Source organism: Desulfosporosinus sp. OT, assembly GCF_000224515.1.
In the GTDB taxonomy this organism is placed as follows: Bacteria; Bacillota; Desulfitobacteriia; order Desulfitobacteriales; family Desulfitobacteriaceae; genus Desulfosporosinus.
In genome coordinates this window covers 1-24,905 of record NZ_AGAF01000249.1, presented here as the reverse complement: position 1 = coordinate 24,905, position 24,905 = coordinate 1, and the positions used below count along the sequence as shown (strand labels likewise).

The 24,905-nt window shown below is 41.1% G+C and carries 18 protein-coding genes and 1 pseudogene; 16 read left to right on the top strand and 3 right to left on the bottom strand.

Annotated elements, in window-relative coordinates:
• Window positions 1–447: pseudogene (locus DOT_RS24055) on the bottom strand (exopolyphosphatase); the annotation flags it as partial.
• 164 nt (window positions 448–611) lie between these two features.
• Here DOT_RS24055 and ppx point away from each other — a divergent pair.
• A complete protein-coding gene (ppx, locus tag DOT_RS24050) occupies window positions 612–2,111 on the top strand; it encodes an exopolyphosphatase (RefSeq protein ID WP_009624183.1) in 1,500 nt (499 codons plus the stop codon).
• 236 nt (window positions 2,112–2,347) lie between these two features.
• Window positions 2,348–2,926, top strand: a complete 579-nt coding sequence (locus DOT_RS24045; protein ID WP_009624182.1) for a hypothetical protein — start codon at window positions 2,348–2,350, stop codon at window positions 2,924–2,926.
• A gap of 155 nt (window positions 2,927–3,081) precedes the next feature.
• On the opposite strand, the gene DOT_RS24040 is transcribed toward DOT_RS24045, so the two are convergent.
• A complete protein-coding gene (locus DOT_RS24040; RefSeq protein ID WP_009624181.1) occupies window positions 3,082–6,324 on the bottom strand; it encodes a DEAD/DEAH box helicase in 3,243 nt (1,080 codons plus the stop codon).
• Window positions 6,325–6,651: 327 nt separating this feature from the next.
• On the opposite strand from DOT_RS24040, the gene DOT_RS24035 reads away from it, so the two are divergent.
• The 3 genes from DOT_RS24035 to DOT_RS24030 all read left to right on the top strand — a co-directional run bounded on the left by DOT_RS24035 (window position 6,652) and on the right by DOT_RS24030 (window position 9,561).
• Window positions 6,652–8,604: an APC family permease gene (locus tag DOT_RS24035; RefSeq protein WP_009624180.1), complete on the top strand. Its 1,953-nt coding sequence runs from the start codon at window positions 6,652–6,654 to the stop codon at window positions 8,602–8,604.
• A gap of 53 nt (window positions 8,605–8,657) precedes the next feature.
• Window positions 8,658–8,840, top strand: coding sequence for a hypothetical protein (locus DOT_RS30830; protein WP_009624179.1), 183 nt, complete (start codon window positions 8,658–8,660; stop codon window positions 8,838–8,840).
• A gap of 139 nt (window positions 8,841–8,979) precedes the next feature.
• Window positions 8,980–9,561: a hypothetical protein gene (locus DOT_RS24030; protein ID WP_009624178.1), complete on the top strand. Its 582-nt coding sequence runs from the start codon at window positions 8,980–8,982 to the stop codon at window positions 9,559–9,561.
• Between the two features lie 118 nt (window positions 9,562–9,679).
• Here DOT_RS24030 and DOT_RS24025 read toward each other — a convergent pair whose 3' ends face one another.
• A complete protein-coding gene (locus tag DOT_RS24025; RefSeq protein ID WP_009624177.1) occupies window positions 9,680–10,741 on the bottom strand; it encodes an HD-GYP domain-containing protein in 1,062 nt (353 codons plus the stop codon).
• A gap of 361 nt (window positions 10,742–11,102) precedes the next feature.
• On the opposite strand from DOT_RS24025, the gene DOT_RS24020 reads away from it, so the two are divergent.
• From DOT_RS24020 to DOT_RS23970, 11 genes are all read left to right on the top strand, one after another.
• Window positions 11,103–12,521, top strand: a complete 1,419-nt coding sequence (locus tag DOT_RS24020; protein WP_009624176.1) for an aspartate kinase — start codon at window positions 11,103–11,105, stop codon at window positions 12,519–12,521.
• Entirely contained in the window at window positions 12,512–12,970 is a 459-nt protein-coding gene (locus DOT_RS24015) for a YbaK/EbsC family protein (RefSeq protein ID WP_009624175.1), read from the top strand. The genes DOT_RS24020 and DOT_RS24015 overlap by 10 nt, the downstream gene beginning before the upstream one ends.
• Window positions 12,971–13,244: 274 nt before the next feature.
• Window positions 13,245–14,228: a DMT family transporter gene (locus DOT_RS24010; RefSeq protein ID WP_040413399.1), complete on the top strand. Its 984-nt coding sequence runs from the start codon at window positions 13,245–13,247 to the stop codon at window positions 14,226–14,228.
• A gap of 167 nt (window positions 14,229–14,395) precedes the next feature.
• Complete coding sequence (locus DOT_RS24005) at window positions 14,396–16,573, top strand: DNA topoisomerase III (RefSeq protein ID WP_009624172.1); 2,178 nt, start codon at window positions 14,396–14,398, stop codon at window positions 16,571–16,573.
• 227 nt (window positions 16,574–16,800) lie between these two features.
• Entirely contained in the window at window positions 16,801–17,958 is a 1,158-nt protein-coding gene (locus tag DOT_RS24000; protein ID WP_009624171.1) for a branched-chain amino acid ABC transporter substrate-binding protein, read from the top strand.
• Window positions 17,959–18,125: 167 nt separating this feature from the next.
• Window positions 18,126–19,046 carry a branched-chain amino acid ABC transporter permease gene (locus DOT_RS23995; protein WP_009624168.1) on the top strand — a complete coding sequence of 307 codons (921 nt, stop codon included), beginning with the start codon at window positions 18,126–18,128 and terminating at the stop codon, window positions 19,044–19,046.
• A 3-nt stretch (window positions 19,047–19,049) separates the two neighbouring features.
• Window positions 19,050–20,006: a branched-chain amino acid ABC transporter permease gene (locus DOT_RS23990; RefSeq protein ID WP_009624166.1), complete on the top strand. Its 957-nt coding sequence runs from the start codon at window positions 19,050–19,052 to the stop codon at window positions 20,004–20,006.
• A gap of 27 nt (window positions 20,007–20,033) precedes the next feature.
• Window positions 20,034–20,804 carry an ABC transporter ATP-binding protein gene (locus DOT_RS23985; RefSeq protein ID WP_009624165.1) on the top strand — a complete coding sequence of 257 codons (771 nt, stop codon included), beginning with the start codon at window positions 20,034–20,036 and terminating at the stop codon, window positions 20,802–20,804.
• On the top strand, window positions 20,801–21,517 hold the full coding sequence (locus DOT_RS23980) for an ABC transporter ATP-binding protein (protein WP_009624164.1): 717 nt from the start codon (window positions 20,801–20,803) through the stop codon (window positions 21,515–21,517). The genes DOT_RS23985 and DOT_RS23980 overlap by 4 nt, the downstream gene beginning before the upstream one ends.
• A 551-nt stretch (window positions 21,518–22,068) precedes the next feature.
• Window positions 22,069–23,850, top strand: coding sequence for a methyl-accepting chemotaxis protein (locus tag DOT_RS23975; RefSeq protein WP_009624163.1), 1,782 nt, complete (start codon window positions 22,069–22,071; stop codon window positions 23,848–23,850).
• A gap of 730 nt (window positions 23,851–24,580) precedes the next feature.
• The gene (locus DOT_RS23970) at window positions 24,581–24,793 is read left to right on the top strand and encodes a hypothetical protein (RefSeq protein WP_009624161.1); all 213 of its coding nucleotides are present in this window, start codon (window positions 24,581–24,583) and stop codon (window positions 24,791–24,793) included.
• The last annotated feature ends 112 nt before the right edge of the window (window positions 24,794–24,905 follow it).

Below are 24,905 nucleotides of genomic sequence, written 5' to 3'. Positions count from 1 at the left end.
ACCAGAGGTTAAATTGACTATGATTGAATCGGTAAGGTCTAGGTTATTAAATTCATTTAAATGATTTCTTAAGGCCTTATATATTAAAAATCTTTCTTGAACATTATTAATAATCTCAACATTAATTCCAGCAATAAGTCTAATTTGTTCGATTATGTAGTCGCGATTATCGGACTCATGAAGTCCACTTGTCGCCACAGCTCTATATATTTTCACACCGTAATCCTTCATTAGTTTAGAAAAACCCTTTAACCCTGCACAGGTTTCCTTAATGGTTTTAGGTGATATTCTTCTCTTAGCGTAAGTATCTTTACCTATATTATTTGGTAGAGAAGTATCCTCGAGTATCATTAGGGTACCATCAGGATTTAATTGGGCAATACTCATTCTCAAGAAATCAGAACCTACATTAATAGCTGCTACTACTTCATTCTTCATCTTCTTCATTTTTTTGGCTCCTTAGGTAATATTAATATGTAAAGTCTGATTATTGTACTAGATATCAATTACTCTATAGAATGATAAAATTAAAACAACCTTGAAACTAAATTGAAATACATATATCATGAAAATAATTTAGATTATTATATTACATCTTAGGGAGAAATAAAATGAAGCATGTTGGCGTAATAGATATCGGGTCTAATTCAATGCGATTAGTTCTCATAGAAATCGGTAAAAAAAACTATTTTCGAATTATTGATGAGGTTAAGGAAACAGTCAGACTTGGAATGGATATGACGATAGATGGAAAACTCAATCCGCTGAGGATGGAAAAGGCAATTAGCACACTGGCAAGTTTTAAATCGTTATGCGAAGGCTTAGGAGCATGCAATATATTCCCCGTAGCCACAGAGGCTGTTAGGCGGGCGAGCAATCAAAAGGAGTTTCTCCACATAGTTAAATCAACCTTAAATATGGAAATACGTGTTTTAACTGGGGCGGAAGAAGCATATTATGATTATTTTGGCGTGATTAATAGCCTGGATTTTTCGAATGGTTTAATCATGGATATTGGTGGATCTAGTACGGAACTTATATGGGTAAAAGACAAGACTAAAAAGGAAGCAATCAGCCTTCCCTTTGGAGCTCTAAATATTTCTGATCAATTTAATCTCGCGGAAAAAATGGATAGTAATACAGAGAAAAATTTAAATAAATATCTAATGGCTCAGTTTAAGAAAGTAACCTGGCTTGAGGAGGTTAAGAATCTACCACTTATAGGCGTTGGAGGAACAATTCGGAATATCGGAAAAATTTCCAGGAAAACGATTAATTATCCCATAGACCGTTCTCATAATTACCAAATGGATTCTTCCGAAGTCTTAAATATTTATGATTCCATAAAGTATAAAAATTCTGAGCAAAGAAGAAAAGTGAAAGGTCTTTCCAAAGAAAGAAGTGATATATTTATCGGGGCTTTCTCAGTGGCTGCAGCCTTGATGAAATTCTGTGATAACCCCCGCTTGATTGTAAGTGGTGGCGGACTCCGAGAAGGCTTGATCTACGAAATCCTGCGTGGAGAAAAAATAATTAAAGATGTGTTAGAGGTTTCTCTAAATAATATTATTAAAACACTAAAAATAGATAAGGACCACGCTCATCATGTATGGAAGCTAGCTGAGAGTTTATATACTCAGTTGAAACCTCTACACAAGATCAATGGAAATTCAGGTAAGATATTAAAAACTGCTGCGGTGTTAAATGATTGCGGTAAAACAATTAATTTTTATAATTATCACAAACATAACTTTTATATGTTAACGAATTTCCCGATAAATGGCTTATCTCATAAAGAATTAATTATGGCAGCCTATACTATGATGCTCAGCGTAAAGGAAAACTTTGATATTGATAATTCCCCATACGTAACGTTATTAACTGAGGAAGATAAATATGTAATTCAAAGATTAGGAATTATTTTGAGATTAGCTGAATGCTTTGATAGAAAAAGGAATGGAAATATTACAAAGGTTGAATGCAAGTTAAAATCAGATCAGCTGTTTTTACGCTTATTTTCAAAGGGCACAACCGAGACCGAACAAAAAGAGGTTGAGGGCCGTGGGGCCTACTTTACAAAAGTGTTTGGTAAAACACTGCAATTTGAGTAGTAAAAAATCCATCTTTAAGCTAATCATACTCTGTTAAGCTAGCGTAATGAATTGAATTAGTAATATTTCTTTCGGCAAGGAAATGTTAATGGATACATACCGTTAAACTTTTGAGGAGGCTTCACTTTCAGTGAAGCCTCTCCCTTCTATGTTCAGTTTTTACAATAAATATCCAAACATTTATTTTTGTAATCTAGACATACTAGTGGAGGTAAAAAATTTGAGGAGGTTCTTAAATGAGTAACAAAGATAAGATGGAAATGGGCATTAAGGAAATAAAATCAATTGCAAGCCAAGATGTTGGAATCGATATGGAGGTAGCAACTGAATTATCACAACTAAAAGATAAATTTTATCAGATGGAGCAAGCTTTTACCGGCTTAAAGAACCAAACTCAACAGTCTTTAGTTTCGCAAACCCAACCGCCTTCTCAGAATCAACCAACAGCTCAAGCTCAAGCTCAAGGACAACAGCAATTGAATCAATTAGTTCAACACATGACACAATTCAAGACCCAATCTCAACAGCAGCAACAGCAGGCATTTACACAATTGCAGCAGAGCATCCAACAAGGTATCCAGGCATTAACCCAAGCTGATCAATATATACAATCTACTCAGGTTCTTAATCAGATCAATAATTTTATCGAACAAGCACAACAGCAGCTTCAAAATATGAGTCAACAAGAACAAATGAAGATGCAACAGCCAGGAATGGGCGGTCAACAAGGAATGGGCGGCCAGCAAGGAATGGGCGGCCAACAAGGAATGGGTGGCCAACAAAATGCTGGTTGGAGCCAACCAACGTTTCAGTAAGAAACGTTTCATGACGAACTTATTTAGTAGGCTTCCCTAGTCTAGATAAGTAGTTCGCATTTTTAATTAATTATGCCCTGGAGCTTTAACTTAAAGCTCCAGGGCATTTATTTTTAGTTAATTAATACCCAATTTGATTATTAATAATTTAATAACTAAGTCAAATCAAAAAGTTCTCTTAATTCTTTTTCGGTTAATTTAGAAAGCATCGTTTCGCCTGGTTGGATAACCGAATCAATTAGCACTTTCTTCTTATTTTGCAAAATGTTAATTTTTTCTTCGACCGTTCCCTGAGAAATAAGTTTGATGACCTGCACAGCGTTTTTTTGACCTATGCGATGAGCCCGATCCGTAGCTTGATCTTCTACAGCTGGGTTCCACCATGGGTCGTAGTGGATGACCATGTCGGCGCCAGTTAGATTTAATCCAGTGCCACCAGCCTTTAAAGAGATCAAGAAGACCTGGCCAATTCCTGCATTGAAGGAATTAGCCATCTGCAACCGTTCCGTCGCTTTGGTCAAACCCGAAAGATAGAAATGCTCAATACCTTCTGAAGTTAGATAGCTTTGGATGATATCCAGCATTGTCGTGAATTGGGAAAAGATAAGGATCCTATGGCCACTGTCCAAGGCGTCTGAGAGGATTTCCTGTAAAAGCAGCATTTTCCCGCTTTCCCCAGTGTAATTTTCTATAAACATGGCAGGATGACAACAAATCTGTCTAAGCCTGGTTAAGGCAGCAAGAATTTTCATGTGGCTTCGGTTAAAGCCAACAGCAGCTATTTCCTGGGCTATTTGGCCTTTCGCCTCTTGTAAATAGGCCAAGTACAATTTTTTCTGTTCTTCCGTCAGAGGAGCGTTTAGTTGTGTCTCGATCTTATCCGGCAATTCCTTCAGGACATCTTTTTTCAATCGCCTAAGAATGAAAGGGTTGGCATGGCGACTTAATTCAGTCAATGAATTGGAGTCTTCGTTTTTGATAATCGGTATTTCGTATTTCTTGCGGAACTCCTGGTGAGAAAGAAGATAGCCAGGCATGATGAAATTAAAGAGAGACCAGAGTTCGGAAAGCGAGTTTTCGATCGGTGTTCCCGTCAGGGCAAAATAACCTTTGGCCTGGATCTGTTGGACGGATTTAGCGTTTAGAGTTTGTGGATTTTTGGTGTGTTGGGCCTCATCTAAGAAACAGTAGGAAAACTCAAACTTAGCAAATTTATCGATGTCTCGCCGCAGTATCGGGTAGGATGTAACGACTAGGTCGCACTGTTCCTCGATACCCGTTAATTGTATCTCTCTTTCCTGAGGAGTGCCTTCTACGACTAGCACTTGCAAGGAAGGGATGAATTTCTTCGCTTCTTCCTGCCAGTTATAAATTAATGACGTGGGGGCAATGACCAACGCGGGGCCGAGAGATGCTGACTTTTCTGATAAAATGAAGGACAGGATCTGCAACGTTTTGCCCAATCCCATATCATCGGCCAGGATGCCACCCAGGCCAAATGAGGCTAAAGTTTTTAACCATTTGAAGCCGGTTTTCTGGTAATCTCTCAATACATTCTGCAATTCGGCCGGGATTTCGAACTCCCCGTCTTGAGGTTCCAAGATGCTTTGAACTAATTGCTTAAAAGCTTTATTGCGCTGTATCCCAGGCAGGTTAGCCTGACGCAAAAAACTGTCAATATACATAGCTCTGTATTTAGGGAGATTAAGGAGTTTCTTGTTTAGATCATCAGCACCCAGATCCAAGTTATCCAGGAGTTGGGCGACCGATGTCAACTCGGGCTGGTTCAAATCGAGGAAAGAACCGTCACGGAGGCGGTGGTATTTTTTCTTCAAATGGAGGGAATGGAAAATATCTGCCAATTCATCTGGTTCAATATCATTATAATGGAATGATATTTCTAAGATGTCCAAAGTCTCGTCCAGACGAACCTGCCCGGAGAATGTGGTTGAGGTTCGAATTTTGAGTTTAAATTGATCGGAATAGTATAGTTCTGCGAGATCTCGAAGTTGGGGAAGCCAGTTAGTCGTAAATTCAAAAATTTTATCATCATCTTCAAGGTTTATTTTTCCCTTGGATACAATAAAATCAGCTTGTTCAAGAATGTTAAGGATTTTTCGTTCTTCATCTACAGCCCGGATGAGGATCACATCGTTGGCTAGATCATTGCTATTTTCTCTAGTAGACGCAAACGGATTAATGATGGTATCGCCATAGCAAAATTCTAAGCGGGCGTTGATACCCAGATCGGAAGCACGATCAAAATAGATTTTAGCCTGCAAATTTGCCTGGCAAAATTTATCTTCAAGAGTGGGGTCAATAGACACCTGACCTAGTTTCCCGATCAAGGGTAGAGCCTCAGAGGCGAAAAACTCCTTTTGGGCAGATGGAATGACAATACTGGTCATCGATCCTTTGCGGAGTGCGCTGAGAATGGGTGGGAGCAGATCTTTTTGGCTAGGGGAAGCCTGATAAATGTTCTGTTGGTAAAAGTAGTAGTTACCATCGGAAGTGAGCTGGATGGGAACTTCCTCGGTTCCTAAGGCAAAAGCTAAATCCTGACCTTGAGTCTGAAGGGAAAATCCCATCGGCAACCCTTGACGGATAATAGGAGAGGGATTAAGGGGCGCGGAGCCGATTGCCCACAGGAACACTTTATCGCCTAAGGCGTCTAAAAACTTTGTAAGGTAATACCCCGTTAAATGCAAAGACTTCTGACTTAGTAGGGTAGTGCTATAATAAGGACCTTGCATTTCATTTAAGGCCGTATGCTGTTCAAACATCTCCAATAACATGGCGATCATGGCACGATCTTCTTCTTTAAAGGTCTGGCGAGTTGGTTCAAGGGTAAATTGTTTGCCAAACTCAAGTGATCGTCCCGTTTTTATCGACGTGAGAAAGCGTCCAATGTCCTTAACCACATAGAGGCGTTGCAGACCCAGCCTGAGGTGCAGATAAGCGGATGGTCGGTTTCCTGCCATGATTTGAAGTTCCACGTTTAAAGTTAGTTCTTCTTGAGTGATCTCCGGACGATGGTTAGCCAATATTTCAAGAAGATCTTCAACAACTCGGTTCTGAACCACGGGATCTCTCCAGGCCGTGGGCAATTTTTGTTGGGCGGCCTTTAATACGGCAATGACATGCTTACAGGCTCCGGGATGGTCGGTAAAAGCCGGGCAAGTGCAGCGGTAAGAGCGTATGGCGCTATCTCTCTCAAAAGCTATCTGGACGGTATATCGCAAACCACCCACTACTGAAGCATTAACTAAGCCTTTATCAGGAGTGAAGGTAAAATTACTTACTCTACTGGCCATAAAATAAGAAACGCCTTTTTTATATACTCGATCATTATCAGCCAGATCAAGAATCTGTTGTTCGGAAATGTTAAAGCGAGACATGCAAAGTACTCCTTTAGCGGCATTATTCTATAATAAGTAGTTTAAGGATATCTATTAAGAATATCATAGTTGACAGTCGTTAGTCCATTTTGAATGCGTGAAGAATCGTTACGTTTTCTTTATGCTCTATACGGTGGTGGTGTACCTTGAATAAGGAGTTTCGCACTTTTAAGCGAAGCTTTTTTACAATAACCAATAGAGATTATGTCATGAAAAAACCTGTAGACATTGACAGAAAAGAGGAGTAGAATTCACTATGTTCTTATCTAAAGAAGAGGAAACATGAGTATGGGACATTAATAAGGAGAAAGAAGGCATCTATTTCCGATGGCAAACAACAATAGACTCTTATCGCTAAAACTCCGCACTTTAATTTTTGGACATCCACTGGCGACACAAAATGCTGAGGAGTCAAAAGTCGGGGTTAGCGGAGGGGTACCAGTTTTTGGTTCAGACATTATTTCTTCAGAAGGATATGCACCGGACGAGATTCTTTACGTCCTCCTTCTGGCGGGATCTTTGGGTTATGCGTATGTTCTGAAAGTCTCGGTTGCCATCGTGCTACTGGTGATTAGTATTTTCCTTGTTTATCGTAAAGCAATTCAGAAATACCCTGAAGGCGGAGGGTCTTATACTATCGCTAGAGCTTATCTGGGCGAGAACTATGGACTTATTGCGGGGGCAAGTTTAACGCTCGATTACATTTTGACAGTAGCCGTTAGTGTTAGCTCAGCAATAGAGAACTTGACAGGGATTTTCCCATGGTTAGCTCCAACGGAACACAAAGTTTTAGCAGACTGTTTAGTCATTATGTTTATGGCTTGGGTTAATTTAAGAGGCTTAAAGGAGTCGGCCCGCTTATTCTCCTTGCCTGTTTACCTATATATTTCGACCTTAGCACTTTTAATTGGAACTGGCTTAGTTGAGATTTTACTTCATGGTGTAACACCAGTGGCTGTAGCTACCGGGCACATTGCAACTTCATCAGCAAGTGGGATGACTTGGTTTATCTTAGCGCGAGCGTTCGCCGGCGGTACAACGGCTTTAACAGGGTTTGAAGCAGTGAGCAATGGGGTTACTGCTTTTAAAAATCCAGCTCAGAAGCGTGCCATACACACCCTATTAATTCTAGCGATTATTGTTTCTCTTGGATTAATTATGTTAACATACTTAGCTGGCGCCTATCACCTGGTCCCTGCTGAAGGGAATACCGTTCTAAATCAGTTAGGCTTAATTATCTTTGGAAAAACTATTCCCTATTTTGTCTTGATGGGGACAGCCGCAGCTATTCTAGTCATTGCCTCAAGTACACCTTATGCTGGGCTACCGATTTTATTAAGTTTAATGGCTCGAGACGGATATGCGCCTCGGTATTTCAAAAATTTAGGGGATCGCTTGGTTTATAGTGCCGGAATATGGACTTTGTTCTTAGTTTCCAGTCTGCTCATTATTGTGTTCCATGGTGATACCCATACGATGCTTCCGCTCTACGCAATAGGTGTGTTTATTTCTTTTACCTTGACGGGTTTGGGCCTTGCTAAACATACCTGGCAAGAAAAGGGAGATAAGTGGCAGTCTGATCTAGCAATATTTAGCTTCGGAGGCATCGTTTCATTCCTGGTTTTACTAATCTTTATTATAACCAAGTTTACACAAGGCGCCTGGATAATTATGTTGATCATGCCTTTGCTGGTTTTCATGTTCCGGGGTATACGCAGCATTTATTCGTGTGAAATTAGGGACTTAGATGTCACTCCTAAAGCCATAGAAGATTTCCATAATCATGTGGCTAAATTAAAACGGCGGAGGGCACACGTTGAACTGTCAGACTATAAGAATAAAATTATTGTTCCAGTTTACGACCTAAACTTGATTGTTTTGGAAACCCTAAGATATGCCTATGCCTTAACTCCTCAAGTTACGGCGGTTCATATTGCCTCAGATCCTATTCGAACCGCAAAGTTGCTAAAACACTGGGCAAAACATCATATAGAAATTCCTTTGGAAATTGTTGAGTCCCCTTATCGTGCTACCGTTCACGATTTCTTGAAATATATTGATAAAGTCGAGCAGAAAGGGAATTTTGAGACAATCACCGTAGCGATTGCTGAATATGTTCCGGAAAAAATGTGGCAGAACATCCTTCACAATCAGACAGGTCAGTTGATGAAATTAATGTTACTATTCCGTAAAAGTATCCTAGTTACGAGTGTTCCATATCATCCCGTACCGAAGGAAGTACCCACAGATAAATTGGACGTAGTTTCAGATTCTAAATGAAATGCTGTAACAACACACAAAAACCGGTTTAAACCGGTTTTTTGTGTTAATCAGTGAGTGCAAAATTACAGGTCGTGGCAGTGCAGTCTCAGACCTGCGTCGTTGTCTTTGGCTTGGCAAAAGCAGGTTTTCTTGTACTTATCAGAAAGTATAAACTTCGTTTGCATACTGCAAGAATGCTAATACGTGCGAAGACAGTGTCTTCGGGCGCCAGCCAAGTTTTCTTTAACAACTAGGGCCCAAGAAAAGTTGTCTAAAACTAAGAATCTATGTCGACAATTCCCCGCCTTGTAGAAACAGGTGGACATTATTGGTATGATGTAATTAATGAAACATTGGACGAGCTAGAATAAGAAGCTTTGGAGGGGATGTTCCGTGCTTATTACCTGTGACAACAACATGCAAATGGGCTATATCTACTTGATGCCTAATGAAACAACTGCCGAGTATACCCTCGAGAAAAGTGATATTGGACTTTATTATGATGTAAAGAGTCTTAGCATTCCAAGGATTAAATGGCTAAGCTTGGGTCAATGCTTGAGCCAAATGCGTTTGGCGACTAAAACGTATAGAGAGGCTGTAGATAACGCTTTCCGTTGTGAATACTGGAATGATCTAGATAGCGATGGGTATATGATGGGAATCGAACTGTATTTGACAGAAGAACGGTTTTTGCCATTAGTTGCCCATCAAGCGTTCAAACTTTACGATATACGTTGGCGCAACCAAGATTTTAGAGTTGTTACTTTAGATGCTTATCATGACGTTATTAATAAAAATAATGTTATTTTTCCCTTATCCTCAGAAAAAGACGCTTTTGTGATAGTTGCCATTGATCCCTTATCCAAGGTAGGGAAGATTATGGCACTTATTTCAGGACGGGATGATTTATACCCAATTGATTATTTGCAGAAACCATTGTTCATGTTAGCTAATTCAAGTCGCTTTTTTAGTTAAGTTAAGTCGAGTATTGATATAGGTTAGGCCACGGCATTAGTTGCCGTGGCCTAAATTATATCAATTTGATGGTCTTTATAGGACAGATCTTTGGAAGTTGCTATAAAAACGTTCATTACTAATGGTTTTCAGTTCCAACGATTAACAAGGAAGGATATTCAACGAGATTATAATCAACGGGAGGATGAAGTGGCTCATCCCCTTGATAGAGCATCCTGACATAAGGACGGCCCGGATATCCCATGTTTTGTTTAACTACATTGCCTCGTTGGCCATTACTGAGTATAACTCCTGATCCGTCTGGATAAATAGAAATATGTTGAGAAAAGATGTTGATAAGTTTTGGATCAAAGAAAATTCCGGAATGAGCCATAACATATTCGTAAGCTTGATAGGGCTGAACTGCATCGCGATAGACTCGCTTACTAGTTAATGCTTCATAAACATCTGAGATCGCTGCGATTCTAGCATACTCATGAATTGCAGTTTCTTTTAATCCTCTCGGATAACCGCTTCCATCCCAGCGCTCATGGTGTTGTAAAGCTACATGAGCAGAGATTAATTCAAAGTCATCAATTTGGCGTAAGATTTCATATCCATAATTAGCGTGTTGCTTGATCTCATTGAATTCTTCGTCGGTAAGTTTCTCTATTTTGTTCAGCACTACGTTAGGAATTTTGATTTTTCCGACATCATGCATGAGAACTCCAGTCCCAACCTCTAAGAGTTTTGATTCGTTGTACCCAGCAGACAGACTCAAAACTAAAGCTAAAATTGTGGTATTGACCGAATGGTGAAATGTGTAATCATCAAATCCACGGAAATCGGAGATATACCCTAAGATGCCATTAAAACCTAATAAATCAGAAATCATCCGTTTCAAAATATCTCGCATATCTTTCGTGTGAATTAGGCGATTCGTTTCAAGGCAATGCCTGACTGATTTTACGGCTTTATAAGCGGCTTCCTTGGTCCGTGGGGTAATAGCCATTTGAATAACAACATCATCTAATCGATCATCCTCAATAAGTACCGTATCAACGCCTAAGGATTTTAGTTTTTGGATGTATAAATTCGTCAACTTTACTCCAGATGTTAACAATATTCTACCATTAGCATCTAGAATAGGATGAGCAAGAATTTCTCCTTCATTGAGATAGAAAACGTTCACCTGTCGCATGGCTTCGCTCCTTATTATTTTCTCCTTGACCTAGGCATTAATAGGTTAAATAATTTCGACAAAAACAACTCGATACCTTCTATATCGGCAAATATACTTGTTATTGCAATAAATTAGACCAAAAATAACCCGAAGTTTACAATGTTTAATTGCTGTTAACATATAAAATATAGAGAAATATTGATCATAACAATGACTAATCATTTACGCTCTGTTAAAATAGACAAATGAGTCTCCTTAACAGGTGCAACTGTATCTGACACAGAGACAATCAAATTCCTTTGGATTGAAGGAATTTGTGGAATCTTGCCGAATGAAAGGTCAAGAGAATGAAATGAAGAAGAGGGGTTAGGACTAGATTATGCTTACTGTGGAAAAAATCGGTGGAACGTCAATGTCCCAATTTCAGAATGTGCTTAATGATATAATAGGTTATCCCGGCTCAGCAGGTTTCCGCTATGGAAGAGTATTTGTTGTCTCCGCCTATGCAGGTGTGACCAATATGCTTCTTGAAGATAAAAAGACAAAAGCTCCGGGTATCTACCGATGTTTTATTAAGGGTGATGATTACGAATCTTCCATGGATCACCTATTAAAAGAAGCTCTTCAGATTAATGAATCGTTTGCAAGTATTGGTCTGGATTCTAAAGTATGCCGTGAATTCTTGGAAGAGCGAGTTAGGCAAACGAAAGCTTATCTGAATAGCATGGAAGATATTGTAGCTTCTGGATACATCGAGCGAGACAGTATTTTCTCCGCAGCGAGGGAGTTGCTAGCTTCCATAGGAGAGGCTCATTCTGCCTTTAACACGGTGAATATCCTGCAAAATAACGGTATTCTTGCTAAACTAGTTGATCTAACAGGTTTCCGCGACCCTAAACAACTCTCGATTAGCGATCGCATCGAAAAAACCTTTAAGAACGTAAGTCCTCATCATGAGATCATCGTTGCCACCGGTTATACAAAAGGGATTGAAGGGATCATGCGAGAATATGATAGGGGATACTCTGAAATAACTTTTTCCAAAATAGCGACGCATCTTCAAGCAGATGAAGCTATCATCCACAAAGAATATCATTTATCCTCAGCAGATCCGAAAATCGTGGGGGTAGATAAAGCCATTGTTGTGGGCAGGACAAATTACGATGTAGCAGATCAACTTGCGGACATTGGAATGGAAGCCATTCACCCTAACGCCTCTAAACCATTAGAAATCGCTGGAATAAATCTGCGTATTAAGAATACCTTTGAACCGGAACACCCTGGAACTGTGATATCCAACGACTATATTGGGCCTCAAGCAAAGATTGAAATAATTGCGGGTTCGGATAAAATCGTGGTTTTGGAAATACATGATACCTCTATGGTCGGCGAACCAGGGTTTGATCTTGGAATCATGAAAAAGTTTAAAGCTCATAATATTAGCTACATTATGAAAACCACCAATGCGAATAGTATTTCACTGGTCATATGGCAGTCAGATCTTAATGAATCATTGGTCGCGGAATTAGAAGCTGCCTATCGAACGGTTACCGTCCAAGAAGCGGCAATTGTTTGTGTGATCGGGTCGAATATTGCAATGCCTCGGATTCTGGCCAGAGCGGCTAATACCTTGGCTAAAAATGATATCAATATAAAGTGTGTGTCACAGTCCCTTCGACAAGTGAACATGCAATTTGTCATTGATCGAGGAATGTATGCCAAGGCAATCATCTGTTTAAATGAAGATCTGTGTTGGAAGAATAAGGATAAATCGGAGGGCCCTGGGTCATGTCAGTAGAATCAGTTGCAGCGTTTTTGAAGCAAAACAGTAAAGAGATTGAGATATTAGAATTTGAGGACACAAGTACTGTTCCAAAAGCTGCTGAGGCATTAGGAGTAACTCCTGGAGAAATTGCCAAGTCCCTACTGTTCAAAGTGAAAGACAACTTTATCATGATTCTCATGGCTGGGGATAAGCGACTAGATAATAAGAAGTTCAAGGAAATTTTTCATGGCAAGGCCAAGATGCCTGAAGCTGAGGAGGTATCTGAGGCAACTGGGCATCCTGTCGGTGGGGTTTGTCCATTTGGCTTAAAACAGCCAATACCTATTTATCTGGATTATTCACTGCAAGAATACGAGCGCGTTTTTCCTGCAGCCGGAGCACCTAATTCAGCTATTAAGCTAAAGGTCAAGGAATTAGAGGAGCTGACTAAAGGGCAATGGGTGGATGTTATCCAATCCTGAAGTCAAAGTTGAGTTTCATAGACAGCTAAAAAGGAGAACCAAGAGGTTCTCCTTTATTAAACCAAATGCCCGTAATCCTGCTGCAATCTTCTTATAATCAATATACACCGTCTAATCCTTGATTTGATAGAATCAGGTAGCACTTTCCTACGAACATCTTATGATATTTATTGAGTTTGTACATTTCAGCGGTTGACGAAGTCTGTTTGACCATTTCCCTCGCAAGCATTATGATTGACAAATAAGAAGAGAAATGGTGTGGAAAGGGATTACTATGAAATCAAGTTTACCGAAAAAAGAACGCGGTGTAAGACAATATCTAACCAATAGATATTGGGTCATTGTCATCGCGTCATTTTGTGCAGTTTTATGGGGGAGCGCCTTCCCAGTCTTAAAAGTAAGTTATGTCGAGCTGGGCATAGCGCCAGATGATCGCTATGCGATTATTGTTCTGGCCGGAATACGCTTCTTTTTGGCGGGGGTAATTATTTTTGGCATAATCGTTCTTGGTATTCGGCAGTCACCAAAGGTAGAGAGGAAGTTGTTACCTCAGCTCTTTTTAATCGGTCTGCTGCAAATTAGTTTGCAGTACTTCTTTTTTTATAATGGATTGGCTCATACCAGTGGGATGAAAGCGGCCGTATTAACCTCTGTAGGGATTTTCTTTGTCGTTGTCTTAGCCCACTTTGTTTATCCTGATGATCGATTGGATTGGCGAAAGATAATTGGCCTAATAGCTGGCTTTGCGGGGATTATCTTGATCAACTCAGGAGAACACTTAACCTTAGATTTCTCCTGGCAGGGTGAAGGATTCATGATTATGGCGGGCTTCGTTAGTGCTGTAGGAACCATTTTGGCGAAACGAATTTCAAAAGAAGTTCATCCCTTTGTTCTGACTGCGTGGCAAATGTTTTTAGGGTCGCTGCTCCTGATTGCGGTCGGGTTGCCGGGGTTAAAACCTCATGCAATGGTTTTTACAAGCAAGGCCTTACTCCTGCTCTTTTACTCAGCCTTTCTCTCCGCAACGGCGTTTTCTCTCTGGTATGCTATTTTAAAATATAATAAGGCGGGAGAAATCAGTGTCTATAAGTTTATGACTCCTGTTTCGGGATCTATTTTGTCTGCTTTGTTCATTCCCAGTGAACGATTGACCCTTAATATGTTTATGGCTTTAAGTTTAGTTTCTGTGGGGGTAATCATAGTGAACTACCAAAGTAAGGTTCCGCAAGAGGCACTTCTGCGCGAAGGCCCATATTAAGTCCAAGCAAAGTTAGCGTGTTTTGCACTGGATAAGTTTAGCTAAACGTGTGTAGGCGTAATTTCATGATGTGAGTTTAAGCATAATACTAGATAGAGCGGTATAATGAGGCTATGATTTCTCTGAAGGACAAGTATATGAAACTTTAGAAGATAGGAAGTTATGATATGGGAAAGACGTTGGTGTTGACTGAAAAACCTTCAGTTGGTCGTGAGGTTGCGAAGATCTTAAATTGTAATCAAAAAGGTAACGGCTGTTTTATTGGCTCGAAATACATAGTGGTCTGGGCTTTAGGGCACTTAGTTACCCTTGCAGACCCGGAATTATATGATGAAAAATATAAAACATGGAAGCTGGAAGACCTGCCAATGCTTCCCGCTAAGATGGAATTAGTAGTTATGAAAGAAACTTCAAAGCAATTTAGTGTGGTTAAAAATCTAATGAAGATGCCAGAAATTGATCAACTCATCATCGCGACGGATGCCGGGCGAGAAGGTGAACTTGTCGCTCGCTGGATTATTAAAAAAGCCGGTTGGCGCAAACCCATAAAACGTTTATGGATCTCTTCCCTCACCGAGCGTGCTATTAAAGAAGGGTTTAACAATTTAAAACCCGGTAGAGATTACGAGCCTCTATTTGCTGCAGCGGAGTGCCGCGCCGAAGCGGATTGGCTAGTTGGGCTGAACGTCACCAGAGCATTAACATGCAAACATAATGCCCAACTTTCCGCAGGGAGAGTACAAACTCCCACTCTAGCAATGGTTGTGGAACGAGAAAATGAAATTCGGCAGTTCGTTCCTAAAGACTACTGGTCTATTAAAGTCTTAGTGAATGAAATTTCGGTCCATTGGCAAGATAAGAACGGTCAAACCCGTATCTTTGATAAAAACAAAGCGGATCAACTTGTGACCAAAGTAACTGGACAAGCTGGGGAGATATTAGATGTTAAAAAGGAAGCAAAAAAAGAACTTCCTCCTTTGGCGTACGATCTAACCGAACTGCAACGGGATGCCAATCGTAAATATGGCTTCTCGGCCAAAACAACATCGTCAGTCATGCAACAGCTTTATGAAAACCATAAATTAGTGACCTATCCACGAACGGATTCCCGTTATATTAGCGAAGATATCGTTTCAACTTTGCCGGAACGTTTAAAAAGCATTGCCCTAGGGCCTTATGTCGACTTTGCGCGCAGCATCTTGAGAAATAAACTTATCATCACCAAACGGTTTGTAGACGGTTCGAAAGTAACGGATCACCATGCCATTATACCGACGGAACAACCCCCTACTTTGTCCAGGCTTAGCTCAGAGGAACTGAAAATCTACGATTTAATTGTCAGACGCTTTCTTGCTGTGCTCTCTCCACCGTTTGAATATGAACAAACACTGGTCAGGGTAGGAGTTAAAGGGGAGAATTTCACGGCTAAAGGGAAAGTCATAAAGCATAAAGGGTGGCGGAAGGTCTACGAGGGGTCTACTAGTCCGGATGACAAGGAAGAAGACGGGGAAGGGGAGCAAACTCTTCCCGAACTCCGCAAAGGTGAGATGCTTAAAAACTTGTCGGTAAAGTTAGTGGCCAGTAAAACAAAACCACCAGCCAGACACACTGAGGCCACGTTGCTTTCGGCAATGGAACATCCGGGGAAGTTAATCGACGACCAGAAATTGCGGGAAGCGATGGATCAAAGCCATGGGCTGGGAACACCGGCAACACGGGCGGAAATTATAGAAAAGCTGTTTAATTCCTTCTATATGAATCGACAGGGCAAAGACATCATCCCTACATCAAAAGGGATTCAACTCATTGGATTGGTTCCTCCTGAGCTTAAGTCGCCGGAACTCACTGCCAAGTGGGAACAACAACTGACGGAGATCAGCAAAGGTCGAGTCAACAGTCAAACGTTTCTGGCCGGAATCAGAGGGTATGCGACTCAGCTTGTTTCAACGGTTAGTGGCAGTGCTCAAACCTTTAAGCATGATAACTTGACGCGAACAAAGTGCCCAGAGTGTGGAAAGTTTCTTTTACAGGTCAAAGGTAAGAAGGGCGAAATGTATGTCTGTCAAGATCGGGAGTGCGGTTACCGGAAAGGGATATCTCAGACATCAAACGCCAGGTGCCCGGAATGTCACAAAAAAATGGAGATCAAGGGGGATGGGGATAATAAGCTATTCACCTGCGGCTGTGGATATCGGGAGAAACTGACCGCCTTTACGAAACGGAAAGCGGCAGAAAAGGGAACGGTCAATAAAAGAGAGGTTAGCTCATTCTTGCAGAACCAGAATGAGGGCGGTTTGGTCAATACGGCGCTTGCCGATGCATTGGCAAAACTAAAGAAAAAATGAGCACTAAGTATACATGCCAGCAGACCGGAGAGACACGTGAAAAGACTGGACAGCCGTTAAACAATGTAATAGGATATTTCTTAAATATTCCTTTCTCTGTTATATAATTAGAGCAGAATGCAATCCGTGAGCTAAGTCAGGAAATGGGAGGTGAGGCGGGGAAAATTGTAACTAAAATAAGAAGTAATATAATAACCTAGAAACAAAAATGAGGAGGAGGAAATTTAATGTCCAAAAAGTTTCGTAGTATGGTTGCAGTGACTATTCTGGCCTTAGCGTTAGGTGTCACTGGGTGTGGGACACAGTCTAGTGAACCGACCACTCCGAGCGCGACACCCGCAGCTGGTGGCGGAGAAATCATAATTGGTTTACCTTTGCCGATGACCGGTTCGGAAGCGACTTATGGTAAGGACATGGAGAATGCCATTAAAATGGCCGTTGATGAAATTAATGGAAAAGGTGGAGTCAACGGCAAAAATATTGTCACGGTGACTGGTGATGATGCCTGTGATCCCCAACAAGCGACTGCAGCCGCCAATAAGCTGGTATCTCAAGGGGTAGTAGCGATTGTCGGCGGTTATTGTTCAGGAGCAACGATACCTACCCTGACTGTTTATAATGAAAAGAACATACCTTTTGTCATTACGGCTGCTAACTCTTCGAAAATAGCAGCTCAAAATCCCGGCAATACGTTTGAAATTAACGGGACTGCTGTGCATCAAACGCAGAAGGCTATTGAACTATTTAAAAAGTTAGGTGCTAAAAATGTAGCGATTGTGGAGCAAGGAGATGCTTATTCCTCCGATTTGGCGAAGCAAACGGAAGATTCTTGGAAGGCCGCTGGTAATACAGTGGTTTCTCACGATGTCACCAACAAAGGGGAGCAAGACTTTTCTTCCTTGGTCACTAGTCTAAAGTCTAAAAATGCTGACGTTGTTTTTTGGACTGCTTATTATGCAGATGGGGCACTGTTGATTAAACAGTTGCGCCAAGGTGGTTATAAAGGAGCTATCGTCGTTGGAGACGGAAGCAGTGACCCGAAACTTATTGAGATGGCTGGTGCAGCCGGGGAAGGTACTTATGTGTTGTCCCCACCGGTTGCCGATTATTTGCCTACGGCCAAACAGTTTGCGGAGGCATATAAGGCAAAGTTTAATCAAAGTGCTGGAGCTTATGCTCCCCTCGCTTATGACGGTATGAATCTGATGGCTGATGCTCTGAAACGTGCTGGAAGTACTGACGGAAAGGCTACTATTAAGGCGTTGAGTGACACTAAAGACTTCGTCGGCTTAGCAGGCAAAATTAACTTTGCTGCGGACAAGACCTTGAAAGAAAGCAACTTCATTGTCTTACAAATCACGGGTGGCCAATTCGTTTTGCAATAAGAAATTGTTTCCTTTTCAATGGGGGCTGGGGAATTTTCCCCAGTCACCCTTTATTATAGCAGCTCGGAGAATTACCGAGGTTAGGTTACGATTATCTGCTAAGGAATGGGTCAAATCAGAAATTATCATACTTCTCCGGAGTTAAAAAGGTTGAAAGGGTGCACGGAATGACAGTTTTTTATATCGTGATCCAGCAGATAGTGAACGGGTTAATTCTCGGTTCATTCTACAGTTTGATCGCCCTCGGTTATTCTATGGTTTACGGGATTATTAAGCTATTGAACTTTGCTCATGGTGACATCTATATGGTGGGAGCTTTCGTGGGGTATGGGGCGTTGGGCATCTTAGGGAGCAGGTTAGGAATCGGCTGGCTGGGAATTGCTGCGGCTTTATTGATCAGTATGTTTCTGGTTGGGCTGTTGGGCATGTTAGTGCATAGGTTGGCCTATCAACCACTCATTAATAAGCGTGCTCCACGAATGTCGCTGTTGATTACGGCAGTAGGTGTATCGTTTACCTTATTTAATGGGGTTATGGTTCTGACAAATGGCGAGTATAAAACCTTTAATACTGGTTTAGGTTATGAAGGTATCAGTCTTGGGCTTGTAAATATTACCTATACACAGATAATCATGGTTGTGGCTACAGGGATCTTAATGCTTACTTTGTATTGGTTTATTAATCGTACTTTATATGGTAAAGCCATGCGGGCAATTGCCCTTGATCAGGATGCTTGTCGTTTGATGGGGATTAATGTAACCAAAACGATTGGGTTAACCTTCTTTGTCGGCTCTGCCTTGGCCGCAGCTGCTGGTGTCATGGCTGGAGTGTATTATGGCAGTATTCAATTTTATATGGGTTTTGTCATCGGCTTAAAGGCCTTTACGGCCGCAGTCATCGGTGGAATTGGCAGCATTCCCGGAGCTATGATTGGAGGCCTCATCTTGGGGCTGTTGGAAACCGCCGGGACGCAACTTCCCTTCATTGGTTCTGCTTGGAAAGACGTATTTTCCTTCGGGATCTTGATTCTTTTGCTGGTTTTTAAACCTACTGGGATTTTAGGTAAAAGCGAGATTGAGAGGATGTAGAGGATGGGTAATTCCGTGGGTTTAATGGATCGTTTCAGAAAAATTCTGGGTCTTAGAAAAACGCAGGGAATACTACTTGCGGTGCTCAGTCTTTTGGTTATCCTTCTTCCGTTGGTTGCCAATAACTATATAGAAGAAGTTGCAACGAATACCTTATTCTATATTGTTTTGGCTTTAGGATTGAATATTGTGGTAGGATATGCCGGGTTGGTGGACCTCGGTTATGCTGCTTTTTTTGCTGTCGGTGCTTACACAACTGGTATCTTTATGAAATTTGGTTTGAATTTTTGGCTAACAATACCGATTGCCATACTTTTCTCGGTAATCGCTGGGATTATAATTGGTGGTCCGACTTTGAGATTGCGCAGCGACTACTTAGCCATTGTAACGCTAGGCTTTGGGGAAATAACCAGGATTACGGCTCGTAACCTGAAAATTACTGGTGGAGCGAGCGGTTTGGTAGGCATCCAACGGCCAAGTATTTTTGGACATATACTTAATCAGATTACTGATTTCTATTATTTGTTTTTGGTCTTGGTCGTTTTGGCAATTATTATCGCCATCAGGCTTCATAATTCGCGGCTGGGGCGGGCTTGGCAATACATCCGCGAAGACGAAGATGCCGCCGAAGCCATGGGGATTGATCCTGTTAAGACAAAACTCTATGCTTACATGATCGGTGCTTCTTTTGGAGGCATAGCGGGGGCCTTCTTCGCCGTGAAGATGACCGCCATTTCGCCGGAGACTTTTGCCTTTACCCAATCAGCTCTGATTCTGTTAGCTGTTATCCTCGGGGGGATGGGCAAGATACCTGGGGCAATCTTAGGCGCGGCTTTTTTAGTTCTATTTCCGGAGATTTTCCGGGGAATCGGTCAAATGCGGATGCTCTTATTTGGCATACTGCTAGTAATTATCATGATCTTCCGTCCTCAAGGGCTCTGGCCAGAGCGAAAAGGGTGAGTTTTCTATAAAAAAGGATGAGGTAGTATGTCTATTCTAGAAGTGAAAAAGCTAACCCTGCGTTTTGGCGGGTTGACAGCAGTGAGCAACCTTAGCTTCGAACTAGAAGAAAATACAATTATGAGTCTTATCGGACCAAATGGTGCAGGAAAGACTTCTGCTTTTAATTGTCTGACAGGTTTTTATAAAGGGAGCGAAGGGGAAATCCTTTTTAAGGGGCAAAGTATTTTTCGGCAAAAGCCGTACAGAATCACCAAGCTGGGTATGGCCCGAACGTTTCAAAACTTGCGTCTCTTTAAAGACATGACGGTTTTAGAAAACGTTATGTCAGGTATGCATAGCCGTACTTCAGCCGGAATATTTGGAGCTATCCTGCGACCGCCCAGTCAGCTTCGTGAAGAGAAGAAGATTAAGCAGGTCAGTAAAGAGTGTCTGGATTTTGTCGGCATCTTAGATAAAGAAAGTCGTTTGGCACGCAATTTAGCTTATGGGGACCAACGACGGGTAGAGTGGGCCAGAGCTTTAGCTACACAGCCGCAGCTCCTGTTGCTGGATGAACCTGCAGCAGGACTTAACCAAGATGAGAAAGACCAGCTAGTGAGCTTAATCCGTCGAATTCGCAAGGACTTGGGAATCACGGTGTTGCTGATTGAACATGATATGGGACTTGTAATGAAAGTTTCGGAAAAGATCGTGGTCATTGACTATGGGCAGAAGATTGCTGAAGGGACCGCGGAAGAAGTTAAAAATAATCCGAGAGTTATTGAAGCTTACCTTGGGAAGGAGGATGAGGAATGAGTGAAATGGCTCTCGTCCTGCGCAACTTAGAGACGTATTACGGTAAGATTCATGCGCTCAAAGGGGTGAGTCTCGAAGTGCCCCGCGGGAAGATCGTTACGTTACTAGGTTCGAATGGTGCCGGAAAAACTACGACTTTAAAGACGATCTCTGGTTTAATCCAAGCCTCTTCTGGAACGATAGAGTTTTATGGCAGGGACATCACTAAAGAAAAAGCTCATGATATTGTCAGTATGGGGTTGATCCATGTTCCCGAAGGGCGAAGGATTTTTAAGGACTTGACCGTCAAGGAAAACCTGGAGTTGGGTGGCTTTACCTTAAAAGATGAAGCGTTGCGCCGTAAAGGAATAGAGCACGTCTTTGAAGTCTTTCCGCGACTTAAAGACCGTCAGCGGCAAAGTGGCGGGACATTGTCCGGTGGAGAGCAGCAAATGCTGGCAATCGGACGCGCAATGATGACCGAACCCAAATTACTCTTATTGGATGAGCCTTCTATGGGTTTAGCACCGTTGATCGTGCAAGATATTATGAGAATTATTAAGCGGCTAAATGATGAAGGAACAACTGTTCTTCTCGTGGAGCAAAATGCTAAAATAGCCCTGAAATTGGCTGATTATGGATATGTCTTGGAGACCGGTGAGGTGGTCATGGAAGGGGATAGTGCCCAGCTGAGGCAAGATGAGAGCATTGTTAAGGCCTATCTCGGAGAGTGATGTCAGTCTTATCATTGTTCTCAACCAGCGAATAATTTGAAACAACGATCGTGTTCATACGAGGAAGACGTCTCTAGTGATGCTGTTAGAGCAGTGCCACATCTAAATGGAGGCGTCTTTATCATTTCTTCAAGGGATAACGTTATGGTCATTATATTTAAATCATCCTTACATTAAAGAATGGGAGGGAAGCGTAGCAGAATATAGCCTCAAATAAACGCGGGGCCACTCATAAAGAAATGAATGAATGGAAATCAAACCAGAGGAATTGATGGATTAGCCAGGGAATAGTAATATAATAAACCTAAAATAAGGACATTAGAGATATCGGGTGATGAGGACAAATTAGTTCAAACATCATGCGCCTATATTAACTTCATGAATTGCGTTTGGTTTTTGTATACTAAAGTAATATAAGCAGGGAATTTGGAGACGAATGTAGAATAAAGTCGATACATAAATATATTATAAGAATTGTGCCGAAAATAGTTCCTAAAGTTCCAAATTTATAATATTCAAAAGAAATAACAATATGGGGAGATGAAGCGGTGATGAATGCCCTAGTTCAAAGACTTCTGCGTTATCGATTATCGTTAATGATTGTATTAGCACCTTTAGTAGCAATTCTAATTATGGGGAGCTATGTGTTTTTCATGGTATCTACGGAGACACAAACAAGTATTTCTGATATTCAGTCAGCTTATCATTACGGTTTTGATATTCAAGCTAAAAATGAAATTCTGACTGCTAAATCAATAGCCAATTACTATTATCAACAAGAACAAAAGGGTCTTTTGACGCATCAGGTAGCTCAAAAACTTGCGGCAGATGATATACGTAATCTGCGTTACGGAGAAAATGGCTACTTTTTTGTTGATGATACTAGCGGAAATAATGTTGTAGATTTAGGCACAGCCCAAGAGGGACATAATCGTTTAAATGCCCAAGATGCTAATGGGAAATACTTTATCCAAGAGATAATCAAAAATGGATCGGATCCGCAAGGAGGGTATACTGATTACTCTTTCCCCAAGCCAAATGATCCCAACGGGCCAAGTTATACAAAACGTAGCTATTCTTTGTTATTCGAGCCTTGGAATTGGGTTATAGGAACAGGCAACTATTTCGATGATATAAATCAAGCGATGAGTGGACCTATATCAAGATTAAACGCTGCCGTTGTAAAATCGTATCGGACAGTGGGGATAATATCGTTTTTGGTATTACTGATTAGTGTTTTTATTGCTTGGCTAATGAATCGCAGAATTCAGCGAGACCTTCAAGTTTGCGTTAAACAAGCTGAGTCACTGGCCGAGGGCGATCTCAAGGACTTATCATTAACGGCCAAGGGAGAATTTGAAGGGTTAAGTCATTCCATTGATGAAACTCGTCAAGCTCTAGCAAAAACTATTATGGACATTAGTGATGCGGCTTTTCAGGTCTCCTCATCTTCGGAGGAGATGCACGCTAGTTCATCGCAGTCAGCTCAAGCAAATAACCAAATCGCAGCTTCAATTATGGGAGTTTCTGATACTATTCAGACCCAATTGACACTTATCCAAGAAATTGCTGATCAAATGCGTGATGTTGCCCAAGATACAGAATTTGCATCAACGGAAGCAGTTTCTATGTCAAATCAAGCGAGTGAATCACAGAAAACTGCGGAACAAGGGAGTAATATCATTCAAAAGACAGTTCAGCAAATGCAAGTCATCCGAGAGAGTGTTGATTCAACAGCTCAAGTGATTCGTGTCTTAGGCGAACGATCACAAGCTATTGGAGAAATCAATAATACGATTAGTGGGATTTCCGAACAAACAAATTTATTAGCCCTAAATGCTGCTATAGAAGCGGCGCGAGCAGGAGAACATGGACGTGGGTTTAGTGTGGTAGCTGAAGAAGTTCGTAAATTAGCCGATCAATCTCGCTCAGCAGCTTCGAAAATAGCAGAAATTATTCTTGAAATCCAAGAAAAGGCTCAACAAGCGGTCGTTACCATGCAAACAAGTACCCAGGAAGTCTCGCGAGGTGTTGTTGATGCCGAGGAGTCAGGAAAAGCCTTTTATGGAATCGCTCAGCAGGTTCAAACAATTTCCAATATCGTGAAGAGAGTGAAGGAAAGCCTTGATCGAGCTGGTGGATCGGCTCATCGTGTTGCTCAATCCACCCAAGATATGCTTCATCAAAATGAGTTAATAGCTGATGAATCTCAAAGTATTTCAGCTGCTGTGCAGCAGCAAACAGCTTCCAGTCAAGAAATGGCGAACATCAGTGAGTCCTTGGCTACAATGTCCATGACATTAATGAGCAAAGTAAAAGAGTTTAGTCTTTAGGCTATGATGGTTTAATTTCAACATGTAGAATTGATAATAAAGCAATCAACTCGCAAAAATTTTGCGTCGGAGAGGGTTCATTAACCTTCTCCGTTTTTTAACATCCCATCTTTGATTCTGATATGCTGAATTGTTCAAGGACAACGACAAAGATAGTCCCTGAGCGGCAATTCGTTGTCGTTAGCTACCCATTAATAAATAATAAATATTGAAAAAATAATTTGAAAGTATTATAATATCAACTAAATAGAATTCATACTAATTTTATACATATTATAAATAGATATGAATTTTTATTTAATGAAAGGAAGTGAATATCATGCATGCAGAAGAAGACTGTGAAGTTTATTGCAATACCTGTCAGAAGGTCACTAAACTAAAAAAAGGGGAAGAAGTCCCCACCTGTTGTGGAAAATTAATGGTGGAGATATAGAAATTATAATTAATCAAACCATAATCGCAAAAGTAAGGAGGTCTGCCTGAAGTAAACTGCTTTACTTTTGCTTTGTCAGAGACTGTCTCAACGCTCCCAATAAAGTAGTTGAGGCGATCGGCAGCTTTAGCTTTGTATGTACATACTTTCTCAGTCAACGAAGTCAGCCCTAATTCGATTAATTAACAATAGTAAAAATTAATTATGACAATAATGATTGGCTATGGACTAGGGAGTAAGATAATGTTACACTTTATTTAAGAACCATAATGCGATTGAAAAAGGAGGGCGTAATTTATGTTAACGCAAAATCCTGCATTGGGAGCTTGCCCATCCCTGCGCCACGAGTACCAGTTTCAAGTAGGAGATCGTGTAGAGACATATAATCATTGCAAAGGGACTGTTATTCGAGTTGATATTGATGAAAGTGGAGTATTTATCGTAGTGCGGTTTGAAACTCAATATGGTGAATTTGCCTACGATCCCTACGATCTGAAGGTAATTCAATGAAGGTGATATTCTCGGATTTAGTGTCCGAGGCACTTGACAGGAAACAGAATTCTGCTATAATAAGGCTAACGTCACTTAATTAACAAGATTCAGTTAGCTACAGAACTATTAG

Coding starts and splice junctions, on each gene's coding strand:
- DOT_RS24040 (WP_009624181.1), bottom strand. CDS start 6,324: ATGTCTCGCTTTAACATTTCCGAACAACAGATTCTTGATCTGGCTGAT.
- DOT_RS24025 (WP_009624177.1), bottom strand. CDS start 10,741: ATGCGACAGGTGAACGTTTTCTATCTCAATGAAGGAGAAATTCTTGCT.
- DOT_RS23980 (WP_009624164.1), top strand. CDS start 20,801: ATGAGTGAAATGGCTCTCGTCCTGCGCAACTTAGAGACGTATTACGGT.
- DOT_RS23975 (WP_009624163.1), top strand. CDS start 22,069: ATGAATGCCCTAGTTCAAAGACTTCTGCGTTATCGATTATCGTTAATG.
- DOT_RS24005 (WP_009624172.1), top strand. CDS start 14,396: ATGGGAAAGACGTTGGTGTTGACTGAAAAACCTTCAGTTGGTCGTGAG.
- DOT_RS23970 (WP_009624161.1), top strand. CDS start 24,581: ATGTTAACGCAAAATCCTGCATTGGGAGCTTGCCCATCCCTGCGCCAC.
- ppx (WP_009624183.1), top strand. CDS start 612: ATGAAGCATGTTGGCGTAATAGATATCGGGTCTAATTCAATGCGATTA.
- DOT_RS23995 (WP_009624168.1), top strand. CDS start 18,126: ATGACAGTTTTTTATATCGTGATCCAGCAGATAGTGAACGGGTTAATT.
- DOT_RS23985 (WP_009624165.1), top strand. CDS start 20,034: ATGTCTATTCTAGAAGTGAAAAAGCTAACCCTGCGTTTTGGCGGGTTG.
- DOT_RS24010 (WP_040413399.1), top strand. CDS start 13,245: ATGAAATCAAGTTTACCGAAAAAAGAACGCGGTGTAAGACAATATCTA.
- DOT_RS24020 (WP_009624176.1), top strand. CDS start 11,103: ATGCTTACTGTGGAAAAAATCGGTGGAACGTCAATGTCCCAATTTCAG.
- DOT_RS24045 (WP_009624182.1), top strand. CDS start 2,348: ATGAGTAACAAAGATAAGATGGAAATGGGCATTAAGGAAATAAAATCA.
- DOT_RS24035 (WP_009624180.1), top strand. CDS start 6,652: ATGGCAAACAACAATAGACTCTTATCGCTAAAACTCCGCACTTTAATT.
- DOT_RS24000 (WP_009624171.1), top strand. CDS start 16,801: ATGTCCAAAAAGTTTCGTAGTATGGTTGCAGTGACTATTCTGGCCTTA.
- DOT_RS23990 (WP_009624166.1), top strand. CDS start 19,050: ATGGGTAATTCCGTGGGTTTAATGGATCGTTTCAGAAAAATTCTGGGT.
- DOT_RS24015 (WP_009624175.1), top strand. CDS start 12,512: ATGTCAGTAGAATCAGTTGCAGCGTTTTTGAAGCAAAACAGTAAAGAG.